Here is a 26,309-nt window from a genome sequence, read left to right as displayed (position 1 = left end):
CCACCCCTTTGTTCATCGCAGTCGAGATGGGCGATGCCAACTGCGCGCAACTCCTGATCAACGCCGGGGCGAATGTCACTGCCGTTTTGTCAAATGGCGACACCCTGATGCCCATCGCAACCAGGCTGGGCTATATTGACTGCATGAACCTGCTGATCAATGCCGGGGCACTGTGGGGAGTAGAGGCGGTGGATGACCAGAATGCAGGGATAGAATGATTAAACACTCACTCTATGCAGCACCACTGTTGCTAATGGTATTGTCCGTCGTCTGTCAGGCTCAAGCGCTGACAAAACGTTTTGTTATCGAGCTTGAACAGAAAACAGGTTCTCCAAACCAGAACTTTTCTGTAACACCTGACCTTCATACATTGTCGTGTATCTTCTCAGACATTGCCCACACAAAAGGCTATGCAGGATCAGATTTATCGTCTGATGAGAAACAAGGCAGACTAAGCGGCTACGAGCTAAAAACAAAGGTCATTGAATCAATTCCGTGGCCATGGCTTTACGCCAATTATCTGCTGGTGAGTTACGAACTGATCCTGACCACCAGAAATACCCCACTGAGCTCCACCTCGCATTCATGGCTACCTGTAGAAATGGTTGTCGCTTTCGGTTCGCTTTTAAAAAGTTATTTGGATATGTACTCGCCGTCGTATAATACGATGAAACTAAAAGGGCTGCGTCAGGATCACCCGTTGGCAGCCATCATTACGGTGCCCGGCTCTGGCAATAACCAGCAACAACACCCGCCATCAGAGTCTTCTGGGCAGCAGGCTCAGGAAGCCACCGCCGATCCTACAGGCTCTTTCAGCAACTTCCTTTATTCTGATTCTGACTCTGCCGATGGTAGCGGAGGCTCAGAGCAGCATCAGCATACTTTAGGTTTAGATTGTTTTGTCTCTCCCTGTCATGGCGTCTGTCAATTCCGACCATCATCCGATAGCAGTGAGTCTGCTGAATGGCCGATGAATTCCGCAGCAAATTCGACAGGCCACACAGCAGCAACGCTCGGACAAAGCTCATGCCCACATTTGGACAATGGACACTGCCCGGAGTGCGCAGGCCATGTGAATAACACAGATGTACTACTCATGGATGGCATTCCCCGCCCCGCCGTCTCCGTGGACACTGACGTACCGCCGGAGTCCGATCCCTGTCCTATTTGTATGATTCACTTCCATTACCGTGATGTAGCGCTTGTGGTCGTCAAAAGCCAATGTTGTGGCAAGCGCTTCGATCTGGACTGTATTACGAGGTGTTTTGTTCAACGCCCCATCGGCTCTCGCCGGTGTGCAATGTGCCGGCAAAATCCGATGCCTATGGTGAATGAGAACACCGGTGAATCTCACCCGGATAAATTTTTTCCCGATCCGGCGTTTTATCGTGGCTGTTTTGAGGGGGATTTGGATCAGGTGGAGAAGTCACTGGCAGAAGGAGTCAATGTCAATGCCGTTATGAATAATGGTCGTACTGCCTTGATGTTGGCATCCATCCGGGGGCACAGGGACGTCGTCGAATGCCTGATCAACGCCGGTGCGGATCTCAATGAGCGGACCATGAATGGCGCCACCCTGCTGATCATCGCTGCCAAGAGGGGCCATGCCGACATCGTGAAACTCCTGATCGAAGCCAAAGCGGATTTCAACGCCCGAAATAAAGATGGCACCTCCCCGCTGTACATCGCTGCCCAGGAAAATAACACTGACTGCGTAAAAATCCTGATCGAAGCCCGGGCGGATCTCAACGCCCGGCCTGACAATGGCGCCACCCCGATGACCATCGCTGCCCAGTATGGCCATGGCGACATCGTGAAACTCCTGATTGAGGCCGGGGCTGATCTCAACGCCCGGAATAAGAATGGTTCCACCCCGCTGATCAATGCTGCCGGGAAGGGCTATACCGACATCGTGAAACTCCTGATCGAGGCCGGGGCTGATCTCAACGCCCGGAATAAGAATGGCACCACCGCACTGATCATTGCTGCCCAGAATGGCCATACCGACATCGTGAAACTCCTGATCGAGGCCAAAGTGGATCTCAACGCCCGGGCTAAGAATGGCGGCACCGCACTGTTCATCGCTGTCCAACAAAATAACACCGACTGTGTGAAAGTCCTGATTAACGCCGGGGCGGATCTCGACGCTGCCATGACGAATGGCACCACCCCGCTGATCATTGCTTCAGCCAAAGGCAATACCGACTGTGTGAAAGTCCTGATTAACGCCGGGGCGGATCTCGACGCTGCCATGACGAATGGCACCACCCCGCTGATCATTGCTTCAGCCAAAGGCAATACCGACTGTGTGAAAATCCTGATCGAAGCTGGAGCGGATCTCAACGCCCAGACTAACAATGGCACCACCCCGCTGTTCAAGGCTGCCCAGAATGGCCATGCCGACATCGTGAAACTCCTGATCGAAGCCAAAGCGGATTTCAACGCCCGAAATAAAGATGGCACCTCCGCGCTGTACATCGCTGCCCAGGAAAATAACACTGACTGTGTAAAAATCCTGATCGAAGCCCGGGCGGATCTCAACGCCTGGCCTGACAATGGCGCCACTCCGCTGTCCATCGCTGCCCAGTATGGCCATACCGACATCGTTAAACTCCTGATCGAGGCCGGGGCTGATCTCAACGCCCGGAATAAGAATGGTTCCACCCCGCTGATCATTGCTGCCTGGAAGGGCCATACCGACATCGTGAAACTCCTGACCGAGGCCGGGGCAAGGTAGGTAACAGAGGCAAGACAGGGAACAAAAGAAAGGCGTTATCTTATTCACAGCAGACTTTATAGTCATAGAGAAAGTGAAGTTGGATCACTTTCACCTCAGCACCACAGTTTATGCGGCAGGGCTGAATGTTTCTCCGGGGCAGTTGAGAGAACGGTTAACTGCATAACTTGCGTTATTTCCTTGATCTATCCTTCCTCTCTCTATGCCAAAATGCAGGGATAGAATGATTAAACACTCACTCTATGCAGCACCACTGTTGTTAATGGTATTGTCCGTCGTCTGTCAGGCTCAAGCGCTGACAAAACGTTTTGTTGTCGAGCTTGAACAGAAAACAGTGTCTCCAAACCAGAGCGTTTTTATAACCCCTGACCAGTACACACTGTCGGGCACCTTGCCGGACATTGCCCACACAAAAGGCTATACAGAATCAGATTTAACGCCCGATGAGAAACAAGGTAGATTAATCGCTTGCGAGCTAAAAACAACCATCATTGAATCAATTTCCTGGCCATGGCTTTACGCCAAATATCTGCTGATGAGTTACGAACTGATCCTGGCCACCAAAAATACCTCACAGTGCGGTGGTTTCCGGGTGCATATGGCCGAGGATGTCCTGAATAACCCTAAGACTGAGACCTTTCTCAAGAAGGTGGGTGGCAAAGCTGTGTCTCAGAGAATGTATGCTGACTTCCTTGTTAATCCGGCATTCTTTGACTAGCTTTCTCATGGCTCTTTGGGGTAACGAGCGATTCATCGGCTTTTGTGCTAAGTGTTTTTCTGCTTTATCCCGGCCTTGCGGAAATACCCAACATGGATTTCGGTGGGTTTTCCAATGGGTTCTAAGGGCCACGAGTGCTTGGGTTGGCAGTGGGACGTAACGATCTTTGCCGCCTTTGCACTGTCTTAAATGAACGCTCATTCTGTCTGAGTCAATATCATTGACAGTAAGGTTCAATGCCTCTCCTAACCTGAGTCCCATACTGTAAGTAACGAGAATAAAGGTGTGAATATGGGATTCCCGGCAGCTGTTGAGTAGCCGGGCGATCTTTGCTGAGGTCAGGATATCCGGCAGTCGCCTGACCGAAGGGGGCTTGACGATATCAATGAATTTCCACGGCTTGTTGAGCACATGTTTATAGAAGAACTGGATGCCGTTGCGATCTGTTTTTACCGTACTCCATGAGTGGCTTTCGATCAGATCCGCAAAGTAGGTTTTAAGGTCATCCGTGTTGAGCGTATCAGGGCAGCAGTTAAAATAGCTGGCAAGACGTCTTAACGGGCGGCTGTAGAGATCAATGGTGGACTTGCTTTTGCCTTGTAGCTTGAGTGTGGTCAGGTGTTTTTGGTAAAGCTCTTCGAACTGTTTTTTTCGGTTGAATTCATGTTTAGTATTCCTGTTATTAAGACACATCAGAATTGATGTGTTATCAGGAATTATTAGACAATATTGAGAGTTTTTTTTGCCGCGTAGCGGCTTGGTTCAACAATAAAATCCAGTGGATTGCCCATCGGCAACCACTGATTTAAAGGCTATGCCGCTGAATCGAGTCTTGTCAGTCTTCCATGTAACTGAGCAAGTTTATTGAACTTCTGTCCCCAATACGATTTGGCACTCTGACTGAGTGACAGCCAGACGTCTTTGCTGGAAGCAGGACTTGACGTGATCGTCATGCAGGATCTCTTCATAGAGCTTTAGGTCACGGCCTCGTTGTTGTAAGACAGTGTCAGGGTTTGACAGTGACAATAACAGTGGCAGTGACGTATGAGCCTTGGCCATATGGATGCCATGGTAGGCCTTTGCGATTTCCCCGAGACTAGCTTTTCCTGTCATGATAGTATCCTGCTTGGTACGTTTGTTAATGATATTGTACCGCGTGTGCTGTATATCCCCATGTTAGGCGCTTCGCCAGCAATAAAATCGGAGTACAAATGGAAGTACAAATCTGGTTATTTTTTACACTTGCAGTGATCGTATTAACAGCTTCTCCAGGACCAAGTGTACTACTGTGCATGACCAAATCTGTTACGGCAGGTTTTAAATCAGCGATTTATACGGCTTTGGGTAGTCTAACGGCCATTATTGGAATAATGACTTTGTCTTTTACCGGTCTTGGAGTAGTAATTTCCTCGTCTGAGATGATATTCAATTTGATTAAATGGCTTGGCTCCGCATATTTGATATATCTGGGTTATAAGGCTTTTACATCTAAAGTGGATAGCTATGAAACAAATAACAACCTTGAAAACTCAGAAGCACAATCAAAATTATCTCTCTACGGTAGTGGCTTCATAGTCGGTGCAAGCAACCCTAAAGCTATAGTACTTTTCACCGCACTTTTTCCACAATTCATTTCAACAAGTGATTCGCTATTGACTCAGTATGCTATTTTTTGCATCACATTTTCCGTATTAGAATTTGGCTGGTTGCTTTTCTATGCTTACTTGGGGACAAAATCATCACGCTGGCTTCTTCAAAAAGGACGCGCCCAGTTTTTCAATAAAATTACAGGCGGTGCTTTTGTAAGTGCGGGCTTCCTGTTGTCAACCAGCAAAGTATGAGGTGCCTAAATAGACATTATGTTTTCAGCCGATAAGGATGTCCCTGAGTAGGCAATAAACTCTGCGGCTGCCACATCTTCAGGACTTTCACTCGCAGGCTCTGCATCCCACTCTGATTGTGAGAAAGCCAAGCGTCTTTGCTGGAAACAGGACTTTACCTGGTCATCACGCAGGATCTCTTCGTAAAGCTTCAGGTCACGGCCTCGTTGTTGTAAGACCCTGTCTGGGTTTGACAGTAACAGTGACGTATAAGTCTTGGCCATGCGGATGCCACGGTCGGTCTTTGCGATTTCTCCGAGACTAGCTTACCCTGCCATGATAGTATCCTTCTTGGTACTGTTTTTAATGATATTTTACTGCGTGTGCTGTATATCCCCATGTTATGTTACTCAGAGTAAAAACAAAGAGAAAAAAGAATGAAAAAAATCAGTATTTTCTTTATTACAATTTTAACTTTTTCAATGCCAGCACTGGCCAAAAAGCCTGAAGCCAGTTTATACAAGTGTCAGTCTTGGAAGGATGATATTAAACACTATACAGACTTAAGAAGGCGAGGTGGTAGAGCAAAAATCATGGAAGATTGGAAAAGAGCTAGAACAAAATTAGAAAACAAATTCAGAGCATATGAATGTGATGGTTGGGGTAAGAAACTGAAATAGAAATAAATGAAAAAAATCAACCAAAGCAAACTTTCGGCGTGCGGTACATGCAGGCGTTATGTTCCTCCGAGGTAAAAATGGAATTTACAGAATTATCAAAACTTTTATTTGGATTAGTTACAGCTATTGGAACAGTCGCAGTCACACTCTTTAACCTCGGACAAACAAGAAAAGTTCGTGCTGAATTATTAGAAAAACTTGATGATGCTGTTCATAAAGAACAGAAGCATTCCGCGACAGAACTTTTTCGACTACTTCATGGACTGAGAATGAGCCATTCCGATATTGTAGAGTTATTAAAGCATGATGAATGCTCAAAGATTATTTACGCACTTAAGAAAACACCAGGTATTGTAACGTATAAGTCTGGTGAGTTCAGTTACACAAAAATAGGAAGAAACAAAGTCTTTCGATTCCTTGATCATTGGTCAGGTGTTATTGGTTTATACTTTTTCGGTTTTCTAACCTTATTTTTCTTGGCAATGTTTGCTTTTGGAAAAGGTGGCATAGCCATAGCAGGTGCAATTTTTATGGTTTTCTTTGCATTCCTGTTTGGCTTGCAGTTACGCCAAAGAAACTATGATTTTATGGTCAAAAACCTAATAGAATCGGAACATACCAAGTAAATTCAGATGACGCCTACGGCGCACCTGATTTGGGCGTCACACGCTTTGTGAAAAAATCATCATGAGTAGTTTATGAGTGCAAAAGCAAATTATATATTGTTTATATCTTTATTTTGGGGTGCAAGCTCATTCATGATTGTTTACTATATTGTGGACAAAATTCTCATTAGTGGCCCCATTAATCTAAATGAATTTGATTCGATTTTTATTCTTGCCCCTGTATGTACGTTTTTATCATCTTGTTTGATTTGCAATAAGTTGATTTCAATTGATGCAAATAAAGTGGTTTTACGTAGTTGTATATCTGGAGCGGTTGTAGGCTTGTTAAGTCATATACCAACATGGTTTGCATTTGCTATTTATAACGTTTTTCTAGGTGATACATTCAAAATTCAGGAGTTTTGGCTTTCATCTATTGGGAGTATGATTTTAATAGGGGTGATCACAGTTCCATATGGAATGATTTCAGGAATATTAGTTGCGTCAGCGTACATAGGTATTAAGTATCCAGATCATGATGAATGAAATTCATAATAAAATAGAAGAATTAATAAATGAAAACTTTATAGGCGCTTTTAAATAATACTTGTAGCAATAAATAGTACGCGTTTAACAAATACTCCCGGTTCATTCTCTTCGCTCACCCGACGCCGCCTTTGGCGGCTCAGCTTAACAGGAGGGACCTGACTTACGAATTCTGGCGATATACTTCGGGTCGTTCTGCTGACGATCACTATAAAAATGGGCATGGCTAGGTTCTCAGACCAAAAGATAAGACAACGTTAAAGTTGAACGTTCGCAGTCGTTCGAGTTTGGATGTTGAGCTAAAGCCAGAGGGTGAGTGACAGGGTGGTGATTATCCTGACTACTTATCTTTACCACTAAAATGTAAGCAATTTCCGTAATTCTGCTCTGTCGGGCTATTGACTCTGCTTCATTGAAGGTAAAGAATGTGTCCTCCTGGGACTACCTGATCAGGTGAACTCAGGGGTTTATGCGACAATCCGGGGGACTTATCCATTCCCTGATCAGAGCATTCCTTGGAATGCTGGCAGATGAGCCTTGCCGGGCGTCATCTGTCAGATTCCTGACCCTACCCATACAGGAATGTTGAGGCCTTGAATACAGTGTGTACTGCTTTGTACGCTGTCAAAAAAGAGAGGCCGGAGTCCCTAACCGCTCAGGCAGCATGGGCTGTATATGAGCATTAGCTCAGCGGCGTCAAGCCGATTCATTTCTAATAATTAGTACTGCCGAGGGTAAGCAAACGTGGAGCTTTTATCCGGCGCGGACATGGTAGTCCGTTCATTGGCTGATGAAGGGGTAGAGTACATCTACGGGTATCCTGGTGGAGCCCTGTTGCACGTCTATGACGCGATTTTCAGACAAAAAGCAGTCACCCATATTCTGGTGCGCCACGAACAGGCGGCTACCCATATGGCTGACGGCTATGCGCGGGCTACAGGTAAGCCCGGAGTAGCACTGGTGACATCCGGGCCGGGGGCTACCAATACGATTACCGGTATTGCCACAGCCTACATGGACTCTATTCCCATGGTGGTGATTTCAGGTCAGGTGCCATCCACCTTTATCGGGACTGACATGTTTCAGGAAGTGGATATGGTGGGTATTTCCAGACCTATCGTTAAACACAGCTTCCTGGTGAAGAAAGCTGAAGATATTCCGGAGGTTATCCGCAAGGCGTTTCATCTCGCCCAGACCGGACGACCCGGTCCTGTGGTGGTTGATATTCCCAAGGACATCACCGACCTGACTAAAAAATACGAATACAAGTATCCGGAAAAGGTCAAAATCCGTTCTTACAACCCGCCCGCCAAGGGTCATAACGGGCAGATCCGCAAAGCGGTTGAACTGCTTATGAAGGCTCGCAGGCCGGTTATTTATGCCGGTGGTGGAGTGGTTCTGGGTCAGGCTTCAGAGTTGCTGACAGAATTGGTCAAAAAGCTGGACGTACCGGTAACCAATACTTTGAATGGTCTGGGAAGTTTTCCGGGGTCTGATCGTCAGTTTGTCGGGATGCTGGGAATGCATGGCAGCTATTGTGCCAACAAAGCCATGCATGAGTCCGACCTGATTCTGGCGGTGGGTGCCCGTTTTGATGACCGGGTGACCAATAACACTGAAAAGTTCTGTCCGAATGCCAAGATCATCCATATTGATATTGATCCGGCCAGTATTTCCAAAAACGTTGTGGCTGACATCCCCATCGTGGGTCCGGTCGATGCTGTTCTGGAAAACATGCTTGCCCAGATAGACGAATATCAGGGCTCTCAGGACAGTGTTGCTCTTGCCGAATGGTGGGCAAGCGTTGATTCCTGGAGAGAAAAAGGTCTGTTCACTTATGAAAAAAGTGACGGCATTCTCAAGCCCCAGCAGGTCATTGAGTCCCTTTATCAAGTCACCAAAGGTGATGCCTTTGTGACCACCGACGTAGGTCAGCATCAGATGTTTGCTGCCCAGCATTATCGGTTTAACAAGCCAAATCGCTGGATCAGCTCCGGTGGTCTTGGCACCATGGGCTACGGCCTGCCAGCGGCCATGGGTATCAAACTGTCCTTCCCTGAAGAACAGGTTGCCTGTGTGACCGGTGAAGGCAGTATCCAGATGAATATTCAGGAACTGTCAACCTGCCTGCAATACGATTTACACCTGAAGGTGATCAATATCAATAATCAGGCACTGGGTATGGTACGACAGTGGCAGGATATGCAGTATGACAGCCGTTACTCTCACTCCTACATGGAGTCTCTGCCTGACTTCGTTAAACTGGCGGAGTCATACGGCCATGTGGGTATAAGAGTCACCCGCCCGGAGGAGCTGCTGCCTGCGATGGAAAAAGCCTTCTCTCTGAAAGATCGTCTGGTATTCATGGATATTCAGGTAGATCCCGATGAGCATGTCTATCCGATGCAAATCAAGGAGGGTGGCATGTGTGACCTCTGGCTCAGCAAGACGGAGAGAACCTGATGAGACGGATTATCTCTGTACTGGTAGAAAACGAACCGGGTGCTCTGTCACGCATTGTCGGGTTGTTTTCCCAGCGTAACTACAACATTGAAACCCTGACCGTTGCACCTACGGAAGATGCGACACTGTCTCGTCTGACAGTGACCACTTCCGGTAATCCACAGGTGATTGAACAGATTACCAAGCAGCTGAACAAGCTCATTGATGTGGTCAAGCTGGTGGATTTGACCGAAGGTCACCATGTTGAACGTGAGCTGATGCTGATCAAGGTTCGTGCAAGCGGTCCGCTGAGAGCTGAAGTGAAACGCACAGCGGATATCTTCAGAGGTCAGATAGTCGATGTCACCAGCTCGGTTTATACCATTCAGCTGGCCGGTACCCAAGAGAAACTGGATGGCTTCATTGCCGCCATCGGCCAGGCTCAGGTGCTGGAAGTGGTTCGTAGTGGTACTACGGGCATTGCCCGTGGCGAGAAAGTTTTGAGTTTGTAACCTTTCTTTTAACTCCTCTCATATTGATAGCTCTCCGGCTCTGACCGGAGAGACTTTCTCTTCTAACCTGTCTTCTTTTTAAAAGCAGCGGTTCTAAAGTTATCTATACTGTCTAGCGTTATAAATCACGAATTGGACCTATTGATGGTCAGAGACCGAATTGGACGGCTGAATATTTTAAAGGTACTTATCGAATGAGCGTAAAACCCCGTACTTTGAGGACGGGGATGAAAGCTCGGCTTGCAGAGCAAACCCCTTGTGCTATTTTGCTATCCGTCAGGTGTTTTTAGCGATTACGCTACCTGACAGGAGAAGTAAAATACCTTCCGCTTTCTGCCCGTGTTTCTTAACAATCCGAAAGGTAGAGCAGATTGTCGAATAAGGTGTATGCCGATATTGGGTAAGGTGTACACTGCGGTCGGGCATGACCGTCTAGCTGTAGGAATCCCCGTCGTTCAGAGGCTGTCGCAAAACTCTAAGGACTCGTTCCCATGCTCTGAGTTCGTCATTCCCGCGAAGGCGGGAATCCAGCGCCAAGTGTGGATCTCTGCCTTCTCGGGGATGACAAGGCCAGGAGGACACCGGGCAGTATGGTTCTGGTGGAGAGTCAGTGTGGATTCCCGCCTTCGCGGGAATGACGAGAATGAAATCGGGGAATGACGGGGGTGAAGGCGGGAACCAGAGTTTTGCGACAGCCTCTTCACGGCGGGGAGGATGTCAAATTTCATCATAGTGAGACCCTTGTCGCCTGGCATCTGGGTACACCCTGGTCATCCAAAAATAAGGTGGTTTCCAGGCGAGTAAAAAACAATCGATTTGAGCTGAACCTGACCGAAGCGTTTGACCTCGACACGACGAACTCAGCCGTTTATAACATCCCCCAGTCGGGATGGTCTGCTCAATTTCAGAGACTCTTTTTCGAGTAGCATTCCTGAACCGTATTCTTTAAACAGAAGTTGTTCTGTAATTATCTATACTGGATGGCATTCTAAATCATGCACTGGAAATATCGATGGCTGGATATCTGGTTGGACGGAAGAATATTTTAAAGGCATTCGTCGTGTTTTTTGCGCTTTCCGGGCACTCTCATCTTCAGGCCGGGATGAGGTTATACAAAGACACTATCGTGGGGCTGGCGATTCTGGCAGGAGTGACAATAGGAATATCGTATTATGTGTTCAGGGAAGATGAATTCATTTTTTATGTCAGTAAAAAACAGGCAGCTACGGGCCACCCTGCCCACCCTTTATTTATAGGCGTGGTAAATTATCAAACTAACCGTTGGATTGTTACCAGTAAGCTGATCGGTAATACAGAAGAACCAGAGTTCGTTAAGCTGTCTGATGTAGAGTACTGGGGGAATGGCCCTAAGGCAGTGATTGAGCAGAGACTGAATAGCCTGTTCAGTCATCTTGAAAAGGATTTTCAGAGATGGAAGAATCTCACTCAGGCCAAACCGGCAGATGTGCCTTCTGGTTTTCTGCACTACTCATCCCTGATCGCCAGCAACTGTGAAGCCATAAATACTGGTAGCAGAACCTTCAAGGCATTCCATAAATCTGCAGACGATTATCTTGATAGCCGCGCGGTCTGTCAGAACTGGCTGGACCGCTTTATTGACTGGCATTCCTATTTTGCCGCTTACTACAATAGCTCAATCCCGGTGGTTCTGGTGCCCGACTGGCGAGAAGCAAAAGGAATTACCTCCGACGAATCGACACCAAGTACAGTCATTGGTGGTCATTTACAAAGCAGTGTCGCTTATCTATTTAATGCCAATTATGACTTTCGCATGTTGAGTTCTCTTTATGGCGACTCTGATCAGGAATTAATAGTGGTAACGGATCAACCCGGTTATAAACTGAAGAGGATTAGTTGGTGGCAGCCGCGGCAATACGACATCTTCCTGCCAGAACATCAGAAGCTTGTCTGGACTGAGCATGTACCTTGTGACTCAGTGACCGGGGGCTGTCGTTTCAAAAATTTTTCCTGGAGTGCAGGACAAGTGACTCCCTACCTTCTGAGTAACCATAATACAGGAAGCAAGATTCTTATATTTCATCACGGAGAGACCCTTGTAGCCTGGTGTCTGGGCAAGCCCTGGATTGCCGAAAATAAAGTGGTCATGAAGAAAGCAAAAAACAATCGATTTGAACTGGACCTGATGGAGGCTTTTGATCTGGACTCAGGCGGGACATCGAACTGATAGGGCTGTTCTCAGAAAATCGACTAAAGCAGCTCCCAGAAGGCCCGAATCAATGGACTTTTGAGTTTCTTGTCCAGCACACAGAGTCCCACATCATAAGCAGCCAGCCAGGGGGTGATATTCAGAATCTTAACCTTGTCAGACAGTGGGCTATTATCCAATACAATCTGCGGTACTACGCCGACTCCAAATCCCAGGCTGACCATGCTGACAATGGCTTCATTACCAGCGACCTGGGCATATATTTTTGGCTTGATGCCTTTGGCTGAAAACCAGTAATCAACCCGCTGTCGCCCAATACCTTTTTCTGACAGGATCATGGGCGTTCTGCTCCACTCTTCAACCGTCCCTGGGGTAGAAATTTCTCCCGAAGCAGGGCCTATGAAGACCAGCGGGGAAAGTCCGATGCTGTGAAACTGAATCTCCGAGGATAAATTATCCGGGCGGGCAGAAATGGCTATATCTTCTTTTCCAGAGGTGATCAGGTCAATGGCTGAGTCAGGGTCGCCGGTATGAAGCTTTATTTCAATGCTCGGATAGCGTTGTCGAAAGCGCTTGAGAATGTCATATAGAAAGCTGTAGCTGGCGGTTACGGAGCAATATACACTGATCTCACCCTTCAACTCTTTCGATTCGGCTATCAATTCGTTGCGAATCGCTGACCACTGAATCAGGGTTTCCCGTGCATATCTCTCGAACTTAATGCCTTCTGCGGTAAGGCTGACACTGCGATTGTCCCGTTCAAACAGGTATACCCCCAAATTATTTTCCAGATGCTGAATGCTTCGGCTCAGGGTAGATGGGCTGACATGGCAGGCTGCGCTGGCACGGCCGAAATGGAGCGTTTCAGCGAGACTCAGGAAATGCCTCAGTGGTTTCAGATCCATAATGATCGTTTTTCACCCTCACTTATGGCGGTTTTTCACCTTTGCTCAAGGCTGTTTCGTAATATGAAACGTTATATTGCAAATATATCATTTTACGAAATGATCTGTCTGCTTTAATCTCCAAATCAACGTTTTCAGCCCGGACAAGAAAAGATAATCCAGGGCGTTTTATTCAGGAGTCCATCATGAAAGTTTATTACGATAAAGACTGTGATCTTTCCCTCATCCGTGGTCAGAAAGTATCCATTATTGGCTATGGCTCTCAGGGTCATGCCCATGCCAATAACCTCAAGGACTCCGGGGTAGATGTCACCATTGGTCTGCGTAAGAGCTCCGCTTCTGTTGCCAAAGCCGAATCTGCAGGCCTAAAGGTAATGGACGTGGCTGCTGCAGTCGCCCAGGCTGACCTGGTCATGATCCTGACTCCGGATGAATTCCAGTCTCAGCTGTATAAGAGCGAAATTGAGCCTAACCTGAAGCAGGGTGCAACCTTGGCATTTGCTCACGGTTTCGCTATTCACTACAACCAGGTTGTTCCTCGCGCCGATCTGGACGTTGTCATGATTGCCCCTAAAGCACCGGGTCACACTGTGCGTTCCGAGTTTGTTAAAGGCGGCGGTATCCCTGATCTGGTTGCTATCTATCAGGATGCTTCCGGAAAGGCTAAAGATCTGGCCCTGTCGTACGCCTGTGGCGTAGGTGGTGGTCGTACCGGTATCATCGAAACTACTTTCAAAGATGAAACCGAAACCGATCTGTTTGGTGAGCAGGCTGTGTTGTGTGGTGGTGCGGTAGAGCTGGTTAAGGCCGGTTTCGAAACACTGACCGAAGCAGGTTATGCTCCTGAAATGGCTTACTTTGAATGTCTGCATGAGCTGAAGCTGATTGTCGACCTGATGTACGAAGGCGGGATCGCCAACATGAACTACTCCATCTCCAACAATGCCGAGTATGGTGAGTATGTAACCGGCCCAAGAGTCATCAACGATGAATCTCGTAAGGCTATGCGTGAAGCCCTGAAAGACATCCAGAACGGTGAGTACGCCAAGAAATTCATCACTGAAGGTGCAATGAACTATCCGTCCATGACTGCTTATCGTCGTAACAATGCTGCTCACCCAATCGAAAAGACCGGTGCCAAGCTGCGTGAAATGATGCCCTGGATCACCGAGAATCAGCTGGTTGATAAAGATAAGAACTGATTGTTAAAATCAACTTTTCAAAAAAGGCGCCTTGTGCGCCTTTTTTAGTTTAAAAAGCACAAGTTTTTCTGATTGATGACGCTGTTCGTAAACTAGTCTACTTCGCGACTATGGAAGCTCCCGGGAAACGAACAATGTCTGCCAGGCATAGGAAGCCAGCCATAAATCGATTCATGATCGAATTTTGAATAATGGCTAACGGATGATGATTATTTTGGGCAGAGATACAGTTAAAGCTCTAGTCTCTTTATTTCCGGAGCGCATTTTACAATAGTTGCGATGGTTGTGAATTAAGAGACAGTCGGCAAATTTTCTGGAGCGGTACCTTGAGAAAAAAAATTGCCCATTTGAAGACCCAACCTAACATTGTGGCAATACTGGGGTTGGTCTTAGCGACACTCTGTTGGGGGGGTAACCTGGTTGCGGGCCGGATTAGTGTGGGAGATATCCCTCCCGTCGCGCTGTCATTCTGGCGGTGGGTTCTGACTCTTCTGATCCTGTTTTCGTTTACCGGAAAGAAACTGATTCAGCAGAGAAAGCTGATTTTTCAGAGTCGTTATCAATTACTGATCCTGGGATTCTTCAGCATTACCTGCTTTAACACATTGCTTTATATCGCAGCTCAATCCACACAGGCGGTAAACCTGGGCCTGATACAAATAGCACTGCCCGTGATTACTATGATTCTCGCTATTCCTCTGTTGAAGACTTTTCCTAAAAAAAGGCAGTTGTTTGGTATGGGAATGGCTATTCCGGGACTGTTGACGATTTTCAGTAAGGGAGAATGGTCATCGATGGCCAGCCTGGACTTTGGCAGGGGAGATTTAATCATGCTTTTCGCTACCTGTTGCTGGGGCTCTTATACGGTTTTGCTCAAGCGTTTTGAATTGCCTTTGTCCGGGGCTCATCTGTTGACCATAATGGTCGGGATTGGGGTGGTGATCCTCTTGCCTTTTTACCTTTGGGAGCTATCGATGAGAGGTGGCTTTACCGTGAGTCCGAAAGCACTTTTTCTGATCAGTTACTCAGTTCTTTTTGCTTCATTGGTCGCCTATATGTCATGGAATTTCGGCGTGTCTTTACTCGGGGCAAATAATGCGGCTATGTTCAACTTCCTGATCCCTGTGTTTTCAGCCATGTTCGCTATTCCCATCCTTGGAGAGACGCTTTACCAGTACCACCTGATAGGGGCAGGGTTGATCTTTACAGGATTGTGGATAACCAACAGGAAATATTCTTCAACAGACAGTCCGGGTTAGACTCCCTATGTGAATAGATAAGGGCTTAAGCCAGTGCCAATGATTCAAGAGGTTTAAAAGATCACAGACATATTTTTTTGGAGCAGTAACTTGAGAGAAAAAATCGTCCATTTGATTGCTCATTCTAACATTCTGGCAATACTGGCGGTGGTGTTAGCGACTCTCTGTTGGGCGGGAGAGAATCTTGTTGCAAACCAGATGAGTGTAGAAGGCATTCCTCCCATCGCATTGTCATTCTGGCGGTGGACTCTGGCTTTTCTGATCCTGTTTTCGTTTACCGGCAAGAAACTGATTCAACAGAGAAAGGTAATCTTTCAAGGTCGCTATCAACTGCTGGTCCTGGGGTTCCTCGGCATTTTCTGCGCTAACACACTGCTTTACATCGCTGCTGAATCCACACAGGCAGTGACTTTGGCCTTGATTGAGATGATTCTGCCCGTCATTACAATGATCCTGGCGGTTCCTCTGCTGCATGTTTTTCCTAAAAAAAGGCAGCTTTTCGGTATGGGAATGGCAATTCCCGGACTACTCACGATTTTAAGTAAAGGAGAGTGGTCAATGCTGGTCAGTCTTGATTTTGGCAGAGGAGACATGATCATGTTTCTTGCTATGTGCTGCTGGGGTCTTTATACCGTTTTGCTCAAGCGTTTTGAACTGCCTTTATCCGAGGCTCAGCTGCTAACCACACTAATCGGAATTGGGGCGATGTTCCTTTTGCCCTTCTATCTCTGGGAGCCTGCATCTGAGCGCAGCTTCTCCATTAGCCAGGATGCACTTTATGTAATCATTTACGAGGTTTTGTTTGCTACTCTGGTCGCCTTTCTTTTCTGGAACTTCGGCGTGTCTGTGCTGGGACCAAGCACTGCAGCCATGTTTCACTTTTTGATACCCGTGTTTTCAGCTATGCTCGCTATTCCCATTCTTGGGCAGACGCTTTATCAGTTCCACCTGATAGGGGCAGGATTGATCTTTATGGGGTTGTGGATAAGCAGTAGGTAATATTCTTCAACAGACAGTCCGGGTTAGACTCCCGAGCAATCTTTCCCCACTCAAAGTGAAGCAAGATTGCTTCGATCACTCATGACTGTTGCAAGGTGGCAACGAACTTGCGTGACTCATCAATGGAGCGCTGCATATCTCTTAGCAGGCGATCAATGTCCAGCTTAATGGCACCAAATTCACCCTTGAGTGCCGCAATAGCCCGTGCATTGAGGTTGTGTTTCAGATACAAAACCTGATCCCGGAAGGCATTCAGAACCGGTTGCATGCGCTTTTCTGATTGTTCCATGCTGGCCAGCATTTTTTTGTACTGATGACGGGTTTCATTCAGCTGCAGTTGACTGGCACGACGAAGACTGCCGCTGGAATAGAGTTCCAGCTCTGCTTCCCACTCTTCAAAGAGTGCTTCCGAGACATCTTTAACGTCCCGGATGCGCTTACGAACCTTATCTGCAGAAGCTTCGCTGTCCTCGAACTCAGCATTAAGCTGATCATAAAGCGCCTCCAGATCACCACCATTAAAATTGACGACGCTGCGAAACTGTTCCAACGCTGAGCTGAATTGCTCTTGAGCTTCTTCCTGAGCGGCCTGAGAGCTCTTGATGCGGTCCACCAAAATCTCGCGCTTGTAAACGCCTACCTTTTCCATGGCGCTGTAATAAGTACTCTGGCAGCCTGTCAGAAAGACCGACAAAATAAGCAGCAGGACGGGTATTCCTGCCCGGAATGCTGAGAACATAGCGCTAATCTTCCTGATTTTTAATGGCGTCAATGACTTTCTGGTTGCGCTTGTCTGCCAGGTGACTGTTAACAACAAACAGGGCATGAATGATTCCGGGAATCCAACCCAGCAGGGTCAGAATAATATTAAGGATCATCTGACCCGGCTTGCCACATAAAAGAACGGCTATCGGTGGCAAAAGTATTGCCAGAAAATAACGCATAACGTCTCCCTGAGTGTGTTTTGGTTGCAGCCAGAATATGCGAAACCAACTGGCCAGGTACTTAGTAGTTTATTGCTGAGCAAGAAGATCAAGCAGTCTCAGCACTTCTTCCTGAAGATTTCTGGAGGCCAGGGCCAGGTTGGAAGCGAATTCTTCTGCTGTGCCATGCTTACTGTCCATCAGGTCTGTCACCGATTTTACCGCAACCACTGGCGTCTGGTAATGGGAAGCTACCCAGGCAATGGCTGCGGCTTCCATCTCTTTGTTGACCATAGGTTCCTGACGCAGAATGGCTTCATCGGTCGGACTCATATCGAGAGAGTTGCCGGTGCAGACAACAGAGGTGGGCAAATCCAGTTTTCGGGCCAGATCCACTGCCACTTGGCACTGAAAATTACCGTCGCCGTAGGCTTCGTAATGTTCGCCCATGGGGATACGACGGTCAAAGAAACGAATACGCTCGCCAATATAAACGTCACCAACTTTACAGCCCTTGTCGGAAAAACCTCCACAGGTTCCGGCATTGATGACCAGGTCCGGTGACAAGAGGCGAAGTGCTTCGTATGCCGCCAGGGTTGCTGGCTGGGTACCGACATTTTCTACACCGTGAACTGAGTCGGAACCGTTGGTAATCAGATTGATGTTCAGATTCTTGTACTCACCCGCAAAGGTTTTGCAGGGTAGCAGGGGATTTGTGTCGTCTGTTTCGGCCAGGCCCAGTTTCTCAATGAGTGGCGCTGCTTCCTGTTTCATGGCCACAACCATTGTAATTCTTTTCATAGCTATCAATTTGGTTGGTAATGGAATTCTATAGTTTCCTGTTATAAGAAGTTAATTCCAATAAGTAAAACCTTATATTTTTATCTGCCTTCCTCCCCATGCCATTTCGGCATTAATCCTTCGCTTTAGGCATTTCACAAGCTCCCTGGGAGTCGTAATTATATGACCATAGTTTCTAGTGATATTGCTAATCTTGCAGTCACCAATTAAACGGAGTATGTCGTGTTAGGAGTACTGGGCGGAATGGGGCCTCTGGCTACCGTAGACTTTATGCAGAAAATCATTGCTTTGACACAAGCCAGTAAGGATCAGGAGCACCTGCCCATGCTGGTGCATAATGTCCCTCAGATTCCAGATCGCAGTGCCTGCATTCTTGAAGGTTGCGAGGACCCTTTTCCGGCCTTGCTGAGAGGTTTGAGAAGTCTTGAGCGAGGCGGTGCCCAGTGTGCAGTGATTCCCTGTAATACTGCACATTTCTGGTTTGATAAGCTGCAAAAACAGGCTCGGATTCCAATGATCAGTATCCTGAGTTGTGTTGAACAACATATCCGACGAAATAATCTGCGCAAAATAGGTGTTATGGCGACCAGCGCTACGGTTTCAGCCATAATGTACCAACGGCAGATAGAGAACGATGGTCGTGAATGTCTGATACCTGAGCAGGGTATGCAAACGCTGATGATGGATGCCATCTACGATATTAAGGCAGGGCGTCTGGAGCAGGGCAGTCAGTGTATGAAAATGGTTTTTGATGATCTGGTTAGTCAGGGCGCTGAAGCGGTTATTCTGGGCTGCACAGAAATTCCTGTAGGTCTTGCCGACGTTGTGAAAACAAATCCCGGACAGTACATTGATGCAACAGCGCTGTTAGCCGGAGCCTGTGTTGACTGGTACAGTCAGCAGGAAGAGAAAGAAGCTGCTTGAGGAGCGGGGGTAAGTTGAACTGAAGTCTGGGAGTCGTGCCTGAATGAATCTGGAAACCAAGTGGCTGGAAGATTTTCTGGCATTGGCCGAGCTGAGAAATTTTTCCCGTGCTGCTGATTTTCGAAACATCACACAACCTGCTTTTGGTCGAAGAGTTCGTTCTCTGGAACAGACGGTCGGTTTTGAGCTGGTAGACAGGGGAACGGTTCCCATCAAACTGACTCCGGAAGGGCGTTTGTTCAGAACAACGGCCAGGAACCTGCTTCGTCAAATGGAAGAGGGTCTGGGTCAGTTACAGGGTGTCGTCTCCGGGCAGGCCATTGACTTTGCTGCAGCTCATTCCCTGTCGGTGACTTTGTTACCGGAATTGATTCAGCAGGTGAGTGAAGATGAGCAATTACTGCAAACCAGAGTAGAAAGCATTGATGTTGATCTCGCGGTAGAGGCGCTGCAGGAAGGTAATTGTGATTTTCTCCTGGCGTTCAATGTTGACGCTTTAATGCAGCCGCCCTTTGTATATCTGAAACTGGGGATGACGCGTCTTTTGCCCGTTTGTCTGCCTGATGCTCAGGGAAAACCAATGTTTTCTGATAGTGATCCTTGCACTGTACCCTTACTCCGATATAGCCCCAATGCTTTTATGGGGCGCAAGGTCAATAGTCTGTTGAGTGCATCGGACGTTCCCGTACTCTTTCAGACGGTAATGGAGTCTTCCCTGACCAACCTGCTCAAGGAAATGGCTCTTAAAGGCAAAGGGGTTGCCTGGTTACCGGATTATTCCGTACAGGATGAGCTGAAGTCTGGTCAGCTGGTTCCCTATTCTGAAAGAGCTGACTGGACGGGCTCTATAGAAATTCTGCTTTACCGAAACACAGTTCGGCTGCATGCCAGAGCTGAAAGGTTATGGACTGAGTTGAGCCAGCGTTGTGAGTCAGGATGGCAACTGATGGAAGTCTATTCCCTGTCAGGCTCCTAGCGGTTATGCAGTATCCATACCTTTCATGATAGAGTGTGTTTTTTCACCTTTATGTCGATGAGCAGATGCTGAAATGAGCGATAAACCGAAACGACCCGAAAATGAACAAGATGCTGTGGACGGTCTGTTTCCCGTCGATGAGCACTTTGAAGAGGTGGTCGAAGGTGGGGAGACAGTTCGCCACAGAGGCATTTATATACTGCCTAACCTGTTTACAACAGGTAATCTGTTCTGTGGCTTTTACGCCATTATCAGTGCCCAGGCGGGTTTTTTTACCCAGGCTTGTATTTCAGTCTTTGTTGCTATGATTCTGGATGGCCTCGATGGTCGTGTTGCCCGGATGACCAACACCCAGAGCAAGTTCGGTGCGGAGTACGACAGTCTGGCAGATATGGTGACCTTTGGTGTAACGCCTGCCATGGTCGCCTACAGTTGGGCCCTGAATGATCTGGGTAAAGTGGGCTGGATGGTTGCCTTCATTTATGCAGCCTGTGCTGCTTTGCGTCTGGCCCGTTTCAATACTCAGCTGGAAGTAACAGATAGCCGCTATTTCACCGGTCTGGCCAGCCCCGCTGCAGCAGCACTGGTCATTGGTATGGTATGGGCGCTGAGTGATTTTGGTATCGACGGCAACATGATGGGTATTGCATTGCTGGGCGCTCTGATTACAGGTCTGGCTGGTGTGCTGATGGTCAGTAATTTTCAGTACAACAGTTTCAAGAAACTGGACCTGAAAGGACGGGTGCCTTTCATTTTTATGATTGTCATGGTTTTGGCTTTTGCCGTCGTCTTTACCGATCCACCCAGAGTGCTGATGCTGATTTTTCTGAGTTATGCCTGCTCCGGACCCATTATGTTCCTGGTAGGAAAAACCAGAAAACAAACGGCTCCTGAATGACTCAAGAGCCACGCGGTTTTACTCTGGTTCCCATCCTGCAGAGTGTGGCTACAAGTTGATCAGCGCACAGTGGTTCCTTTTCTCTGTCTCTCCTGCCATTGAGTATCCAAATCGACTCGGGCAGAAGACGGAGGCAAGATATCTGCCTCCCGGATGAGGTCTGCCGCCCTCTCCGCCACCATGATCGTAGGGGCATTCAGATTGCCATTGGGAATGGTTGGGAAGATGGAGGAGTCCACTACTCTCAGTCCTTCCAGTCCTTTAACTCTTGTCTTTGGATCGACCACAGACATGTTATCCGTTCCCATCTTGCAGGAGCAGGATGGATGATAGGCACTTTCAACGGATTCCCGAACAAAGGCATCAATCTGTTCATCGGTTTGAATGCTTTCTCCCGGCTGTATTTCTGAGTCTCGGTATTCATCGAACGCCGGTTGGTTGATGATTTCCCGGGTCAGACGAACGCATTGTCTGAAGCCTTCCCGGTCTTCTTCGTGGGACAGATAGTTGAACCGAATACCAGGGTGAACATCTGGATTGGCTGACACCGCTCTCACCCAGCCACGGCTTTTGGGTTTGTTGTGGCCGATATGAACCTGGAAACCATGCCCGTCAAAAGCACTCCTGCCATCATAGCGCATTGCCGCTGGCAGGAAGTGGTATTGCATATCAGGCCATTCAACGCCTGCTTTTGAACGGATAAAACCACAAGATTCAAAATGATTGGTCGCACCCAGCCCGTCTCTCATGAACAACCAGCGAGCACCAATGAATAATTTACTGAGCGGGTCGAGTTTGCCGTTGAGAGTAATGGGCTTTTTGCAGCGAAACTGAAAGTAGAATTCCAGATGATCCTGCAAATTTTCACCTACACCAGGCAATTCGTGTTGAACTGCTATATCTGCGTCTTCTAATACCTTGCGAGGGCCTATTCCTGATAATTGAAGAATATGAGGTGAGCCAATAGAGCCTGCCGAAAGAATGATTTCTTTAGTGACCAGCACTTTTTTGATGAGACCTTTATGTTTATATTCGACGCCTGTAGCCTTTTTGCCTTCCAGCAGGACACGCTGAACCTGGGCATGGGTAACCACCGTTAAATGACTTCGTTTCATTGCCGGGCGAAGATAGGCGTTGGCAGTGGACCAGCGTATACCGTTCTTAACAGTCATGTGCATGGCTCCAAAACCTTCCTGTCGAGCACCGTTGCAGTCAGTGGTTTCCAGGTAGCCTGCTTCTACCCCGGCCTTTATAAAGGTGGAGTAGAGAGGGTTTTTCATTTCATTACCATTATTGACCGCTAATGGACCACTGCCTCCCCGATAGTCATCGGCACCGAAAGCCCAGGTTTCTGCTTTACGAAAATAGGGCAGGCAGTGGCGGTAATCCCAGTTGGTAGCTCCGTGCTGATGCCATTCATCAAAGTCTTTAGCGTGGCCCCGAACATAGACCATGCCATTGATGGAAGAAGAACCACCCAGCACCTTACCCCGGGGGCAGTGCATACGACGGTTGTCGAGAAAGGGTTCAGGCCGGGTTATAAACTGCCAGGCATACTTTTCGGTATTCATGGGAATGGACAGAGCCGCAGGCATTCGAATAACGATGCTCTTGTCACTGCCACCGGTTTCAATTAGCAGAACACGACTTTTGCCGTCTTCTGTCAGGCGATTGGCCAGAACGCATCCGGCAGAACCGGCTCCGACTATGACATAGTCATATTTTGTCATGCTCGTGCACCTTGAATGCGAAGTTAAAAAGGACTCTCCAGAGGTGTCATACCGACATACACTGCTTTGACCTGGGTGTAATGCCTCATTGTTTCAACACCATTTTCACGACCTATACCGGACTGCTTATAACCACCTACTGGCATTTCAGCCGGTGAGGTACCGTAATGGTTGATCCAGCAGATACCTGCCTGAAGCTGCCGAATAACCCGGTGGGCACGGGTGATATCCTGAGTAAAGACTCCGGCTGCAAGGCCCAGTTCGGTGTCGTTAGCGCGGGCAATGACCTCTGCTTCATCTTCGAAGGTGAATACCGTCATTACGGGCCCGAAAATCTCCTCGCGGGCAATGGTCATATCATCGTGGCAATCGGTAAAAATGGTGGGTTCAACAAAAAGGCCATCGGCTGCTGTCGAAGGACTGGCTGCTTTGCCTCCGGTCAACAAAGTGGCGCCTTCCATAATGCCCTGGTGGATGTAGTTAAGAACCCGTTGATGGTGTTTTTCTGATATTAGCGCACCCATGTTGGTGCACGGGTCCATAGGGTCGCCCAGCACAATATTGCCTTCAGTACGCTGCCGTAGTTTTTCTATAAATTCGGGATAGATACTCTTGTGAACATAAACCCGTGTAGCGTTTGTACAGACTTCGCCCTGGGTATAGAAGTTACCGAGCATGGCTCCGGAGGTGGCATTCTCAAGATCAGCATCCTCAAAGATAATCAGAGGGGACTTTCCGCCCAGCTCCATGGTGACCTCTTTCAATGAAGAGGCCGCACCGGTCATGACTTTTTTACCGGTGCTGACCTCTCCTGTGAAAGAGACCTTGGCAATCTCCGGATGATGAGCCAGCCAGGCACCGACTTCCCCGTCGCCCTGAATGACATTGAAGACGCCAGCAGGCATGCCTGCCTCGACAAATATCTCAGCCAGTTTCAAGGCACCCAGAGGCGTCTCTTCAGAGGGTTTGAAAATCATACTGTTGCCGCAGGCCAATGCGGGTGCAGCTTTCCAGCAGGCAATTTGCAGAGGGTAGTTCCAGGCACCTATTCCGGCACAGATGCCCAGTGCTTCGCGGCGAGTGTAATAAAAGTCATCACCCAGGCACTGCTGATTGCCTTCAAGGGAAGGGGCCAATCCAGCAAAAAACTCAATGGAGTCTGCGCCTGTAACCACATCAACTACGCTGGCTTCTTGCCAGGGTTTACCGGTATCGAAAACTTCAATTCGAGCCAGTTCATCGTTGCGCTCACGCAAAAGACTGACAGCACGTTTCAGGATTCGACTGCGCTCCATACCCGTCATTTCTGACCAGATTTCAAAGCCTTTTTGAGCACTGACAACCGCAGCCTGGCGAATGCTGTTATCGGCTTTCTCCACGGTATAAATGGTTTGACGAGTTGCGGGATTGATCACCGGAAACGTTTCTCCGGTCTCATTGGCCAGGTATTGGCCATCAACAAAATTCTGATAGCAGGGTGATAACACAGCTAACTCCCTTGTTTATGCAGAGGTGCAAAGTTAAGGACTCTGTAATTCTCAGGGAACGACAGTAGGAACACCGATTTAATTTTATGTGAAAATGACAAAAAAGCTGCTAAGTGATCAAGTGGCTATGGGAATGGAATATTTGCAGCTGATATGACGTCTATATTTTCATTTTCGAAATGTGAATCTGCGCCATTGAAACCAACGTAAATGGTAAAAAAGAGAATTTCCCGGGAGAGTATCGATGCTGATCAAGACCAGAAAGTCAGGAGACATTCGCAGCAGCGAAATAACTTCAGAAAGTGTTTACAGGGAGCGTCGCCGTTTTTTGAAAATGGGTGGGCAGTTTGCCTTTGCCGGTATGGGGCTGGCTCTGACTGGCTGCACTGATGCTGCAGATCCCCGGTCAGCCAGGAAACCAGCGTTTGCAAACCATGATAAGGTTCCACAGCTCTCTGCCCCGGATTGGCTGCAAAAGAAAGTAGCCAGCTATCAATCCAGTCGTTTTACCACCGATGAAGCTTTAACCCCTTATGCCAGCGTGACTGGCTACAACAACTTTTACGAGTTTGGCTATTCAAAAGACGACCCTGCCAAACACGCTAAAAATATGAAAACTGATCCCTGGTCGTTAGTGGTTGACGGAGAGGTTGAGAAACCCGGGAAATACACGCTGGAAGATATGCTCAGACCCCATGATGTTGAAGAGAGAATCTACCGTCTTCGTTGTGTAGAAGCCTGGTCTATGGTCATTCCCTGGATCGGCGTGTCACTGGCCGACATGCTGAAGCGTTTTCAACCTACTTCCAGGGCAAAGTATGTTCAGTTCGAAACACTCTATGATCCTGAACAGATGCCGGGTCAACGCTCTCGTTTCAGTTCCATCGAATACCCCTATGTCGAAGGGCTGAGAATGGATGAAGCTATGAATCCACTGTCTTTTATGGCGATTGGTGTTTATGGCAAGACTCTGCCACCGCAAAATGGAGCCCCTCTAAGACTGGTTGTCCCCTGGAAGTATGGCTTCAAGAGCATCAAGTCCATTGTCAAAATCCGTTTTACTGAAACCATGCCACAAACCACCTGGGTTAAATCAGGCCCCAGCGAGTATGGCTTTTATGCCAATGTCAATCCCGAAGTCGATCATCCGCGCTGGAGCCAGAAACAAGAGCGCAGATTACCTAACTCCATCTGGGAGCCAAACCAGATTAAAACTCAAAAGTTCAACGGTTATGGCGAAGAAGTGGCCCATCTCTACAAGGGAATGGATCTCAGGAAGTTCTATTAAAGGTGGCGTTATGGACTGGGTTGCAAAGTTAAAGTGGTTTGTTTTTCCACTCTGTCTGGCGCCATTGGTCTGGCTGATCAATGCTGTTATCACTCATCAACTGGGACCCGACCCGGCAAATACGCTGACCCGAGATTTGGGGGAGTGGGCTTTAATCTTCCTTTGCATCAGTCTGGCGGTGACTCCGGCAAGAAAAATCACAGGTGTTAACAAGCTGATCCGGTTTCGAAGAATGTTCGGGCTCTTCTCGCTCTTTTATGCCGTGTTGCATGTGGTGGCTTATGTTGCATTCATGCTGGGCTGGCAGTGGCAAACACTGTTGGAAGATCTATATCAGCGTCCCTATATAATAGTGGGTGCTTTTGCGATTCTGATTCTCTCGGTACTGGGTGTCACATCCACCAGGGCCATGATGCGCCGGTTAGGGAAAAACTGGGTGAAGCTGCATAAGCTGGTCTATCTGGCTGCAGGTTTGGCGGTTCTGCATTTTGTCTGGCTTTCAAAAAGTGACTATACCGAAGCGGTAATATTTGGTTCTGTAATGGCAGGCCTGATGCTGTTTAGATTGCCCGCCAGGGGCCACCGCTAGTAGCAGGTTTTATACCTTTTATCAATGAAGAAATTTCGCACAGGTCCTTTCGCTATATTGAGAGTTACGGTTACAAAGGA

General features: G+C 47.8%; 27 protein-coding genes and 1 pseudogene. 18 read left to right on the top strand and 10 right to left on the bottom strand.

Features of this window, described 5'->3' with window-relative positions; genetic code table 11:
• Positions 1-8: 8 nt before the first annotated feature.
• Positions 9-218: an ankyrin repeat domain-containing protein gene (locus ACOJUO_RS04480; protein WP_422139061.1), complete on the top strand. Its 210-nt coding sequence runs from the start codon at positions 9-11 to the stop codon at positions 216-218.
• Complete coding sequence (locus ACOJUO_RS04475) at positions 215-2,737, top strand: ankyrin repeat domain-containing protein (protein ID WP_422139060.1); 2,523 nt, start codon at positions 215-217, stop codon at positions 2,735-2,737. The genes ACOJUO_RS04480 and ACOJUO_RS04475 overlap by 4 nt, the downstream gene beginning before the upstream one ends.
• 571 nt (positions 2,738-3,308) lie before the next feature.
• Here the strand turns inward: ACOJUO_RS04475 and ACOJUO_RS04470 are convergent.
• The gene (locus tag ACOJUO_RS04470; RefSeq protein ID WP_422139059.1) at positions 3,309-4,148 is read right to left on the bottom strand and encodes a site-specific integrase; all 840 of its coding nucleotides are present in this window, start codon (positions 4,146-4,148) and stop codon (positions 3,309-3,311) included.
• Between the two features lie 168 nt (positions 4,149-4,316).
• Positions 4,317-4,568 carry a phage portal protein family protein gene (locus ACOJUO_RS04465; protein ID WP_422139058.1) on the bottom strand — a complete coding sequence of 84 codons (252 nt, stop codon included), beginning with the start codon at positions 4,566-4,568 and terminating at the stop codon, positions 4,317-4,319.
• Between the two features lie 98 nt (positions 4,569-4,666).
• Between ACOJUO_RS04465 and ACOJUO_RS04460 the strand changes: the two genes are divergently transcribed.
• A complete protein-coding gene (locus ACOJUO_RS04460) occupies positions 4,667-5,296 on the top strand; it encodes a LysE family translocator (protein ID WP_422139057.1) in 630 nt (209 codons plus the stop codon).
• A gap of 5 nt (positions 5,297-5,301) precedes the next feature.
• On the opposite strand, the gene ACOJUO_RS04455 is transcribed toward ACOJUO_RS04460, so the two are convergent.
• Positions 5,302-5,559, bottom strand: coding sequence for a phage portal protein family protein (locus ACOJUO_RS04455; RefSeq protein WP_422139056.1), 258 nt, complete (start codon positions 5,557-5,559; stop codon positions 5,302-5,304).
• A gap of 153 nt (positions 5,560-5,712) precedes the next feature.
• Here ACOJUO_RS04455 and ACOJUO_RS04450 point away from each other — a divergent pair, with 153 nt between their 5' ends.
• The 5 genes from ACOJUO_RS04450 (at position 5,713) to ilvN (ending at position 10,060) form a co-directional block, all read left to right on the top strand.
• Positions 5,713-5,955: a hypothetical protein gene (locus ACOJUO_RS04450; RefSeq protein ID WP_422139055.1), complete on the top strand. Its 243-nt coding sequence runs from the start codon at positions 5,713-5,715 to the stop codon at positions 5,953-5,955.
• A gap of 77 nt (positions 5,956-6,032) precedes the next feature.
• Positions 6,033-6,581 (top strand): hypothetical protein, encoded by a 549-nt coding sequence (locus ACOJUO_RS04445; protein ID WP_422139054.1) that lies wholly within the window; start codon positions 6,033-6,035, stop codon positions 6,579-6,581.
• 72 nt (positions 6,582-6,653) lie between these two features.
• Positions 6,654-7,106 (top strand): hypothetical protein, encoded by a 453-nt coding sequence (locus ACOJUO_RS04440; protein WP_422139053.1) that lies wholly within the window; start codon positions 6,654-6,656, stop codon positions 7,104-7,106.
• A 744-nt stretch (positions 7,107-7,850) separates the two neighbouring features.
• Positions 7,851-9,569, top strand: a complete 1,719-nt coding sequence (locus ACOJUO_RS04435; RefSeq protein WP_422139052.1) for an acetolactate synthase 3 large subunit — start codon at positions 7,851-7,853, stop codon at positions 9,567-9,569.
• Positions 9,569-10,060: an acetolactate synthase small subunit gene (gene ilvN / locus ACOJUO_RS04430; protein WP_422135537.1), complete on the top strand. Its 492-nt coding sequence runs from the start codon at positions 9,569-9,571 to the stop codon at positions 10,058-10,060. The genes ACOJUO_RS04435 and ilvN overlap by 1 nt, the downstream gene beginning before the upstream one ends.
• A 432-nt stretch (positions 10,061-10,492) precedes the next feature.
• Here the strand turns inward: ilvN and ACOJUO_RS04425 are convergent, their stop codons facing one another.
• On the bottom strand, positions 10,493-10,642 hold the full coding sequence (locus ACOJUO_RS04425; RefSeq protein WP_422139051.1) for a hypothetical protein: 150 nt from the start codon (positions 10,640-10,642) through the stop codon (positions 10,493-10,495).
• A gap of 74 nt (positions 10,643-10,716) precedes the next feature.
• On the opposite strand from ACOJUO_RS04425, the gene ACOJUO_RS04420 reads away from it, so the two are divergent.
• Positions 10,717-10,986 carry a hypothetical protein gene (locus ACOJUO_RS04420; protein ID WP_422139050.1) on the top strand — a complete coding sequence of 90 codons (270 nt, stop codon included), beginning with the start codon at positions 10,717-10,719 and terminating at the stop codon, positions 10,984-10,986.
• An 86-nt stretch (positions 10,987-11,072) separates the two neighbouring features.
• Entirely contained in the window at positions 11,073-12,266 is a 1,194-nt protein-coding gene (locus ACOJUO_RS04415) for a hypothetical protein (RefSeq protein ID WP_422135535.1), read from the top strand.
• Between the two features lie 23 nt (positions 12,267-12,289).
• Here ACOJUO_RS04415 and ilvY read toward each other — a convergent pair whose 3' ends face one another.
• Complete coding sequence (ilvY, locus tag ACOJUO_RS04410; protein WP_422135534.1) at positions 12,290-13,153, bottom strand: HTH-type transcriptional activator IlvY; 864 nt, start codon at positions 13,151-13,153, stop codon at positions 12,290-12,292.
• Between the two features lie 185 nt (positions 13,154-13,338).
• Between ilvY and ilvC the strand changes: the two genes are divergently transcribed.
• From ilvC to ACOJUO_RS04395, 3 genes are all read left to right on the top strand, one after another.
• The gene (gene ilvC / locus ACOJUO_RS04405; RefSeq protein ID WP_422135533.1) at positions 13,339-14,355 is read left to right on the top strand and encodes a ketol-acid reductoisomerase; all 1,017 of its coding nucleotides are present in this window, start codon (positions 13,339-13,341) and stop codon (positions 14,353-14,355) included.
• Between the two features lie 326 nt (positions 14,356-14,681).
• Positions 14,682-15,614 carry a DMT family transporter gene (locus ACOJUO_RS04400; RefSeq protein ID WP_422135532.1) on the top strand — a complete coding sequence of 311 codons (933 nt, stop codon included), beginning with the start codon at positions 14,682-14,684 and terminating at the stop codon, positions 15,612-15,614.
• 90 nt (positions 15,615-15,704) lie between these two features.
• On the top strand, positions 15,705-16,613 hold the full coding sequence (locus ACOJUO_RS04395; protein WP_422135531.1) for a DMT family transporter: 909 nt from the start codon (positions 15,705-15,707) through the stop codon (positions 16,611-16,613).
• A gap of 79 nt (positions 16,614-16,692) precedes the next feature.
• On the opposite strand, the gene ACOJUO_RS04390 is transcribed toward ACOJUO_RS04395, so the two are convergent.
• The 3 genes and pseudogenes from ACOJUO_RS04390 to ACOJUO_RS04380 all read right to left on the bottom strand — a co-directional run bounded on the left by ACOJUO_RS04390 (position 16,693) and on the right by ACOJUO_RS04380 (position 18,337).
• A complete protein-coding gene (locus ACOJUO_RS04390) occupies positions 16,693-17,352 on the bottom strand; it encodes a DUF2959 domain-containing protein (protein ID WP_422135530.1) in 660 nt (219 codons plus the stop codon).
• Between the two features lie 70 nt (positions 17,353-17,422).
• A pseudogene (locus ACOJUO_RS04385) lies at positions 17,423-17,557 on the bottom strand (YqaE/Pmp3 family membrane protein); the annotation flags it as partial.
• Positions 17,558-17,626: 69 nt separating this feature from the next.
• Positions 17,627-18,337 carry a hypothetical protein gene (locus tag ACOJUO_RS04380; RefSeq protein WP_422135529.1) on the bottom strand — a complete coding sequence of 237 codons (711 nt, stop codon included), beginning with the start codon at positions 18,335-18,337 and terminating at the stop codon, positions 17,627-17,629.
• A 222-nt stretch (positions 18,338-18,559) separates the two neighbouring features.
• Between ACOJUO_RS04380 and ACOJUO_RS04375 the strand changes: the two genes are divergently transcribed.
• The 3 genes from ACOJUO_RS04375 (at position 18,560) to pssA (ending at position 21,135) form a co-directional block, all read left to right on the top strand.
• Positions 18,560-19,261 carry an aspartate/glutamate racemase family protein gene (locus ACOJUO_RS04375; RefSeq protein ID WP_422135528.1) on the top strand — a complete coding sequence of 234 codons (702 nt, stop codon included), beginning with the start codon at positions 18,560-18,562 and terminating at the stop codon, positions 19,259-19,261.
• Between the two features lie 43 nt (positions 19,262-19,304).
• Complete coding sequence (locus ACOJUO_RS04370) at positions 19,305-20,237, top strand: LysR substrate-binding domain-containing protein (RefSeq protein WP_422139049.1); 933 nt, start codon at positions 19,305-19,307, stop codon at positions 20,235-20,237.
• Positions 20,238-20,310: 73 nt separating this feature from the next.
• Positions 20,311-21,135: a CDP-diacylglycerol--serine O-phosphatidyltransferase gene (gene pssA, locus ACOJUO_RS04365; RefSeq protein WP_422135526.1), complete on the top strand. Its 825-nt coding sequence runs from the start codon at positions 20,311-20,313 to the stop codon at positions 21,133-21,135.
• A gap of 59 nt (positions 21,136-21,194) precedes the next feature.
• Here pssA and betA read toward each other — a convergent pair whose 3' ends face one another.
• Both betA and betB read right to left on the bottom strand, forming a co-directional pair.
• A complete protein-coding gene (gene betA, locus ACOJUO_RS04360) occupies positions 21,195-22,865 on the bottom strand; it encodes a choline dehydrogenase (protein ID WP_422135525.1) in 1,671 nt (556 codons plus the stop codon).
• A gap of 23 nt (positions 22,866-22,888) precedes the next feature.
• Entirely contained in the window at positions 22,889-24,352 is a 1,464-nt protein-coding gene (gene betB / locus ACOJUO_RS04355; RefSeq protein ID WP_422135524.1) for a betaine-aldehyde dehydrogenase, read from the bottom strand.
• 244 nt (positions 24,353-24,596) lie between these two features.
• Here betB and msrP point away from each other — a divergent pair, with 244 nt between their 5' ends.
• The gene (msrP, locus tag ACOJUO_RS04350; protein WP_422139048.1) at positions 24,597-25,640 is read left to right on the top strand and encodes a protein-methionine-sulfoxide reductase catalytic subunit MsrP; all 1,044 of its coding nucleotides are present in this window, start codon (positions 24,597-24,599) and stop codon (positions 25,638-25,640) included.
• A 10-nt stretch (positions 25,641-25,650) separates the two neighbouring features.
• A complete protein-coding gene (locus ACOJUO_RS04345) occupies positions 25,651-26,229 on the top strand; it encodes a sulfite oxidase heme-binding subunit YedZ (protein WP_422139047.1) in 579 nt (192 codons plus the stop codon).
• Positions 26,230-26,309 lie beyond the last annotated feature (80 nt).

Origin of the sequence: Endozoicomonas sp. ALC020, from assembly GCF_049275935.1 — a bacterium.
Taxonomy (GTDB): Bacteria; Pseudomonadota; Gammaproteobacteria; order Pseudomonadales; family Endozoicomonadaceae; genus Endozoicomonas_A.
This window is presented reverse-complemented; position numbering and strand designations above follow the sequence as displayed.

Coding starts and splice junctions, on each gene's coding strand:
- ACOJUO_RS04475 (WP_422139060.1), top strand. CDS start 215: ATGATTAAACACTCACTCTATGCAGCACCACTGTTGCTAATGGTATTG.
- ACOJUO_RS04470 (WP_422139059.1), bottom strand. CDS start 4,148: ATGTGTCTTAATAACAGGAATACTAAACATGAATTCAACCGAAAAAAA.
- ACOJUO_RS04465 (WP_422139058.1), bottom strand. CDS start 4,568: ATGACAGGAAAAGCTAGTCTCGGGGAAATCGCAAAGGCCTACCATGGC.
- ACOJUO_RS04460 (WP_422139057.1), top strand. CDS start 4,667: ATGGAAGTACAAATCTGGTTATTTTTTACACTTGCAGTGATCGTATTA.
- ACOJUO_RS04455 (WP_422139056.1), bottom strand. CDS start 5,559: ATGGCCAAGACTTATACGTCACTGTTACTGTCAAACCCAGACAGGGTC.
- ACOJUO_RS04450 (WP_422139055.1), top strand. CDS start 5,713: ATGAAAAAAATCAGTATTTTCTTTATTACAATTTTAACTTTTTCAATG.
- ACOJUO_RS04445 (WP_422139054.1), top strand. CDS start 6,033: ATGGAATTTACAGAATTATCAAAACTTTTATTTGGATTAGTTACAGCT.
- ACOJUO_RS04440 (WP_422139053.1), top strand. CDS start 6,654: ATGAGTGCAAAAGCAAATTATATATTGTTTATATCTTTATTTTGGGGT.
- ilvN (WP_422135537.1), top strand. CDS start 9,569: ATGAGACGGATTATCTCTGTACTGGTAGAAAACGAACCGGGTGCTCTG.
- ACOJUO_RS04420 (WP_422139050.1), top strand. CDS start 10,717: ATGACGGGGGTGAAGGCGGGAACCAGAGTTTTGCGACAGCCTCTTCAC.
- ACOJUO_RS04415 (WP_422135535.1), top strand. CDS start 11,073: ATGGCTGGATATCTGGTTGGACGGAAGAATATTTTAAAGGCATTCGTC.
- ilvY (WP_422135534.1), bottom strand. CDS start 13,153: ATGGATCTGAAACCACTGAGGCATTTCCTGAGTCTCGCTGAAACGCTC.
- ilvC (WP_422135533.1), top strand. CDS start 13,339: ATGAAAGTTTATTACGATAAAGACTGTGATCTTTCCCTCATCCGTGGT.
- ACOJUO_RS04390 (WP_422135530.1), bottom strand. CDS start 17,352: ATGTTCTCAGCATTCCGGGCAGGAATACCCGTCCTGCTGCTTATTTTG.
- ACOJUO_RS04380 (WP_422135529.1), bottom strand. CDS start 18,337: ATGAAAAGAATTACAATGGTTGTGGCCATGAAACAGGAAGCAGCGCCA.
- ACOJUO_RS04370 (WP_422139049.1), top strand. CDS start 19,305: ATGAATCTGGAAACCAAGTGGCTGGAAGATTTTCTGGCATTGGCCGAG.
- pssA (WP_422135526.1), top strand. CDS start 20,311: ATGAGCGATAAACCGAAACGACCCGAAAATGAACAAGATGCTGTGGAC.
- betA (WP_422135525.1), bottom strand. CDS start 22,865: ATGACAAAATATGACTATGTCATAGTCGGAGCCGGTTCTGCCGGATGC.
- msrP (WP_422139048.1), top strand. CDS start 24,597: ATGCTGATCAAGACCAGAAAGTCAGGAGACATTCGCAGCAGCGAAATA.
- ACOJUO_RS04345 (WP_422139047.1), top strand. CDS start 25,651: ATGGACTGGGTTGCAAAGTTAAAGTGGTTTGTTTTTCCACTCTGTCTG.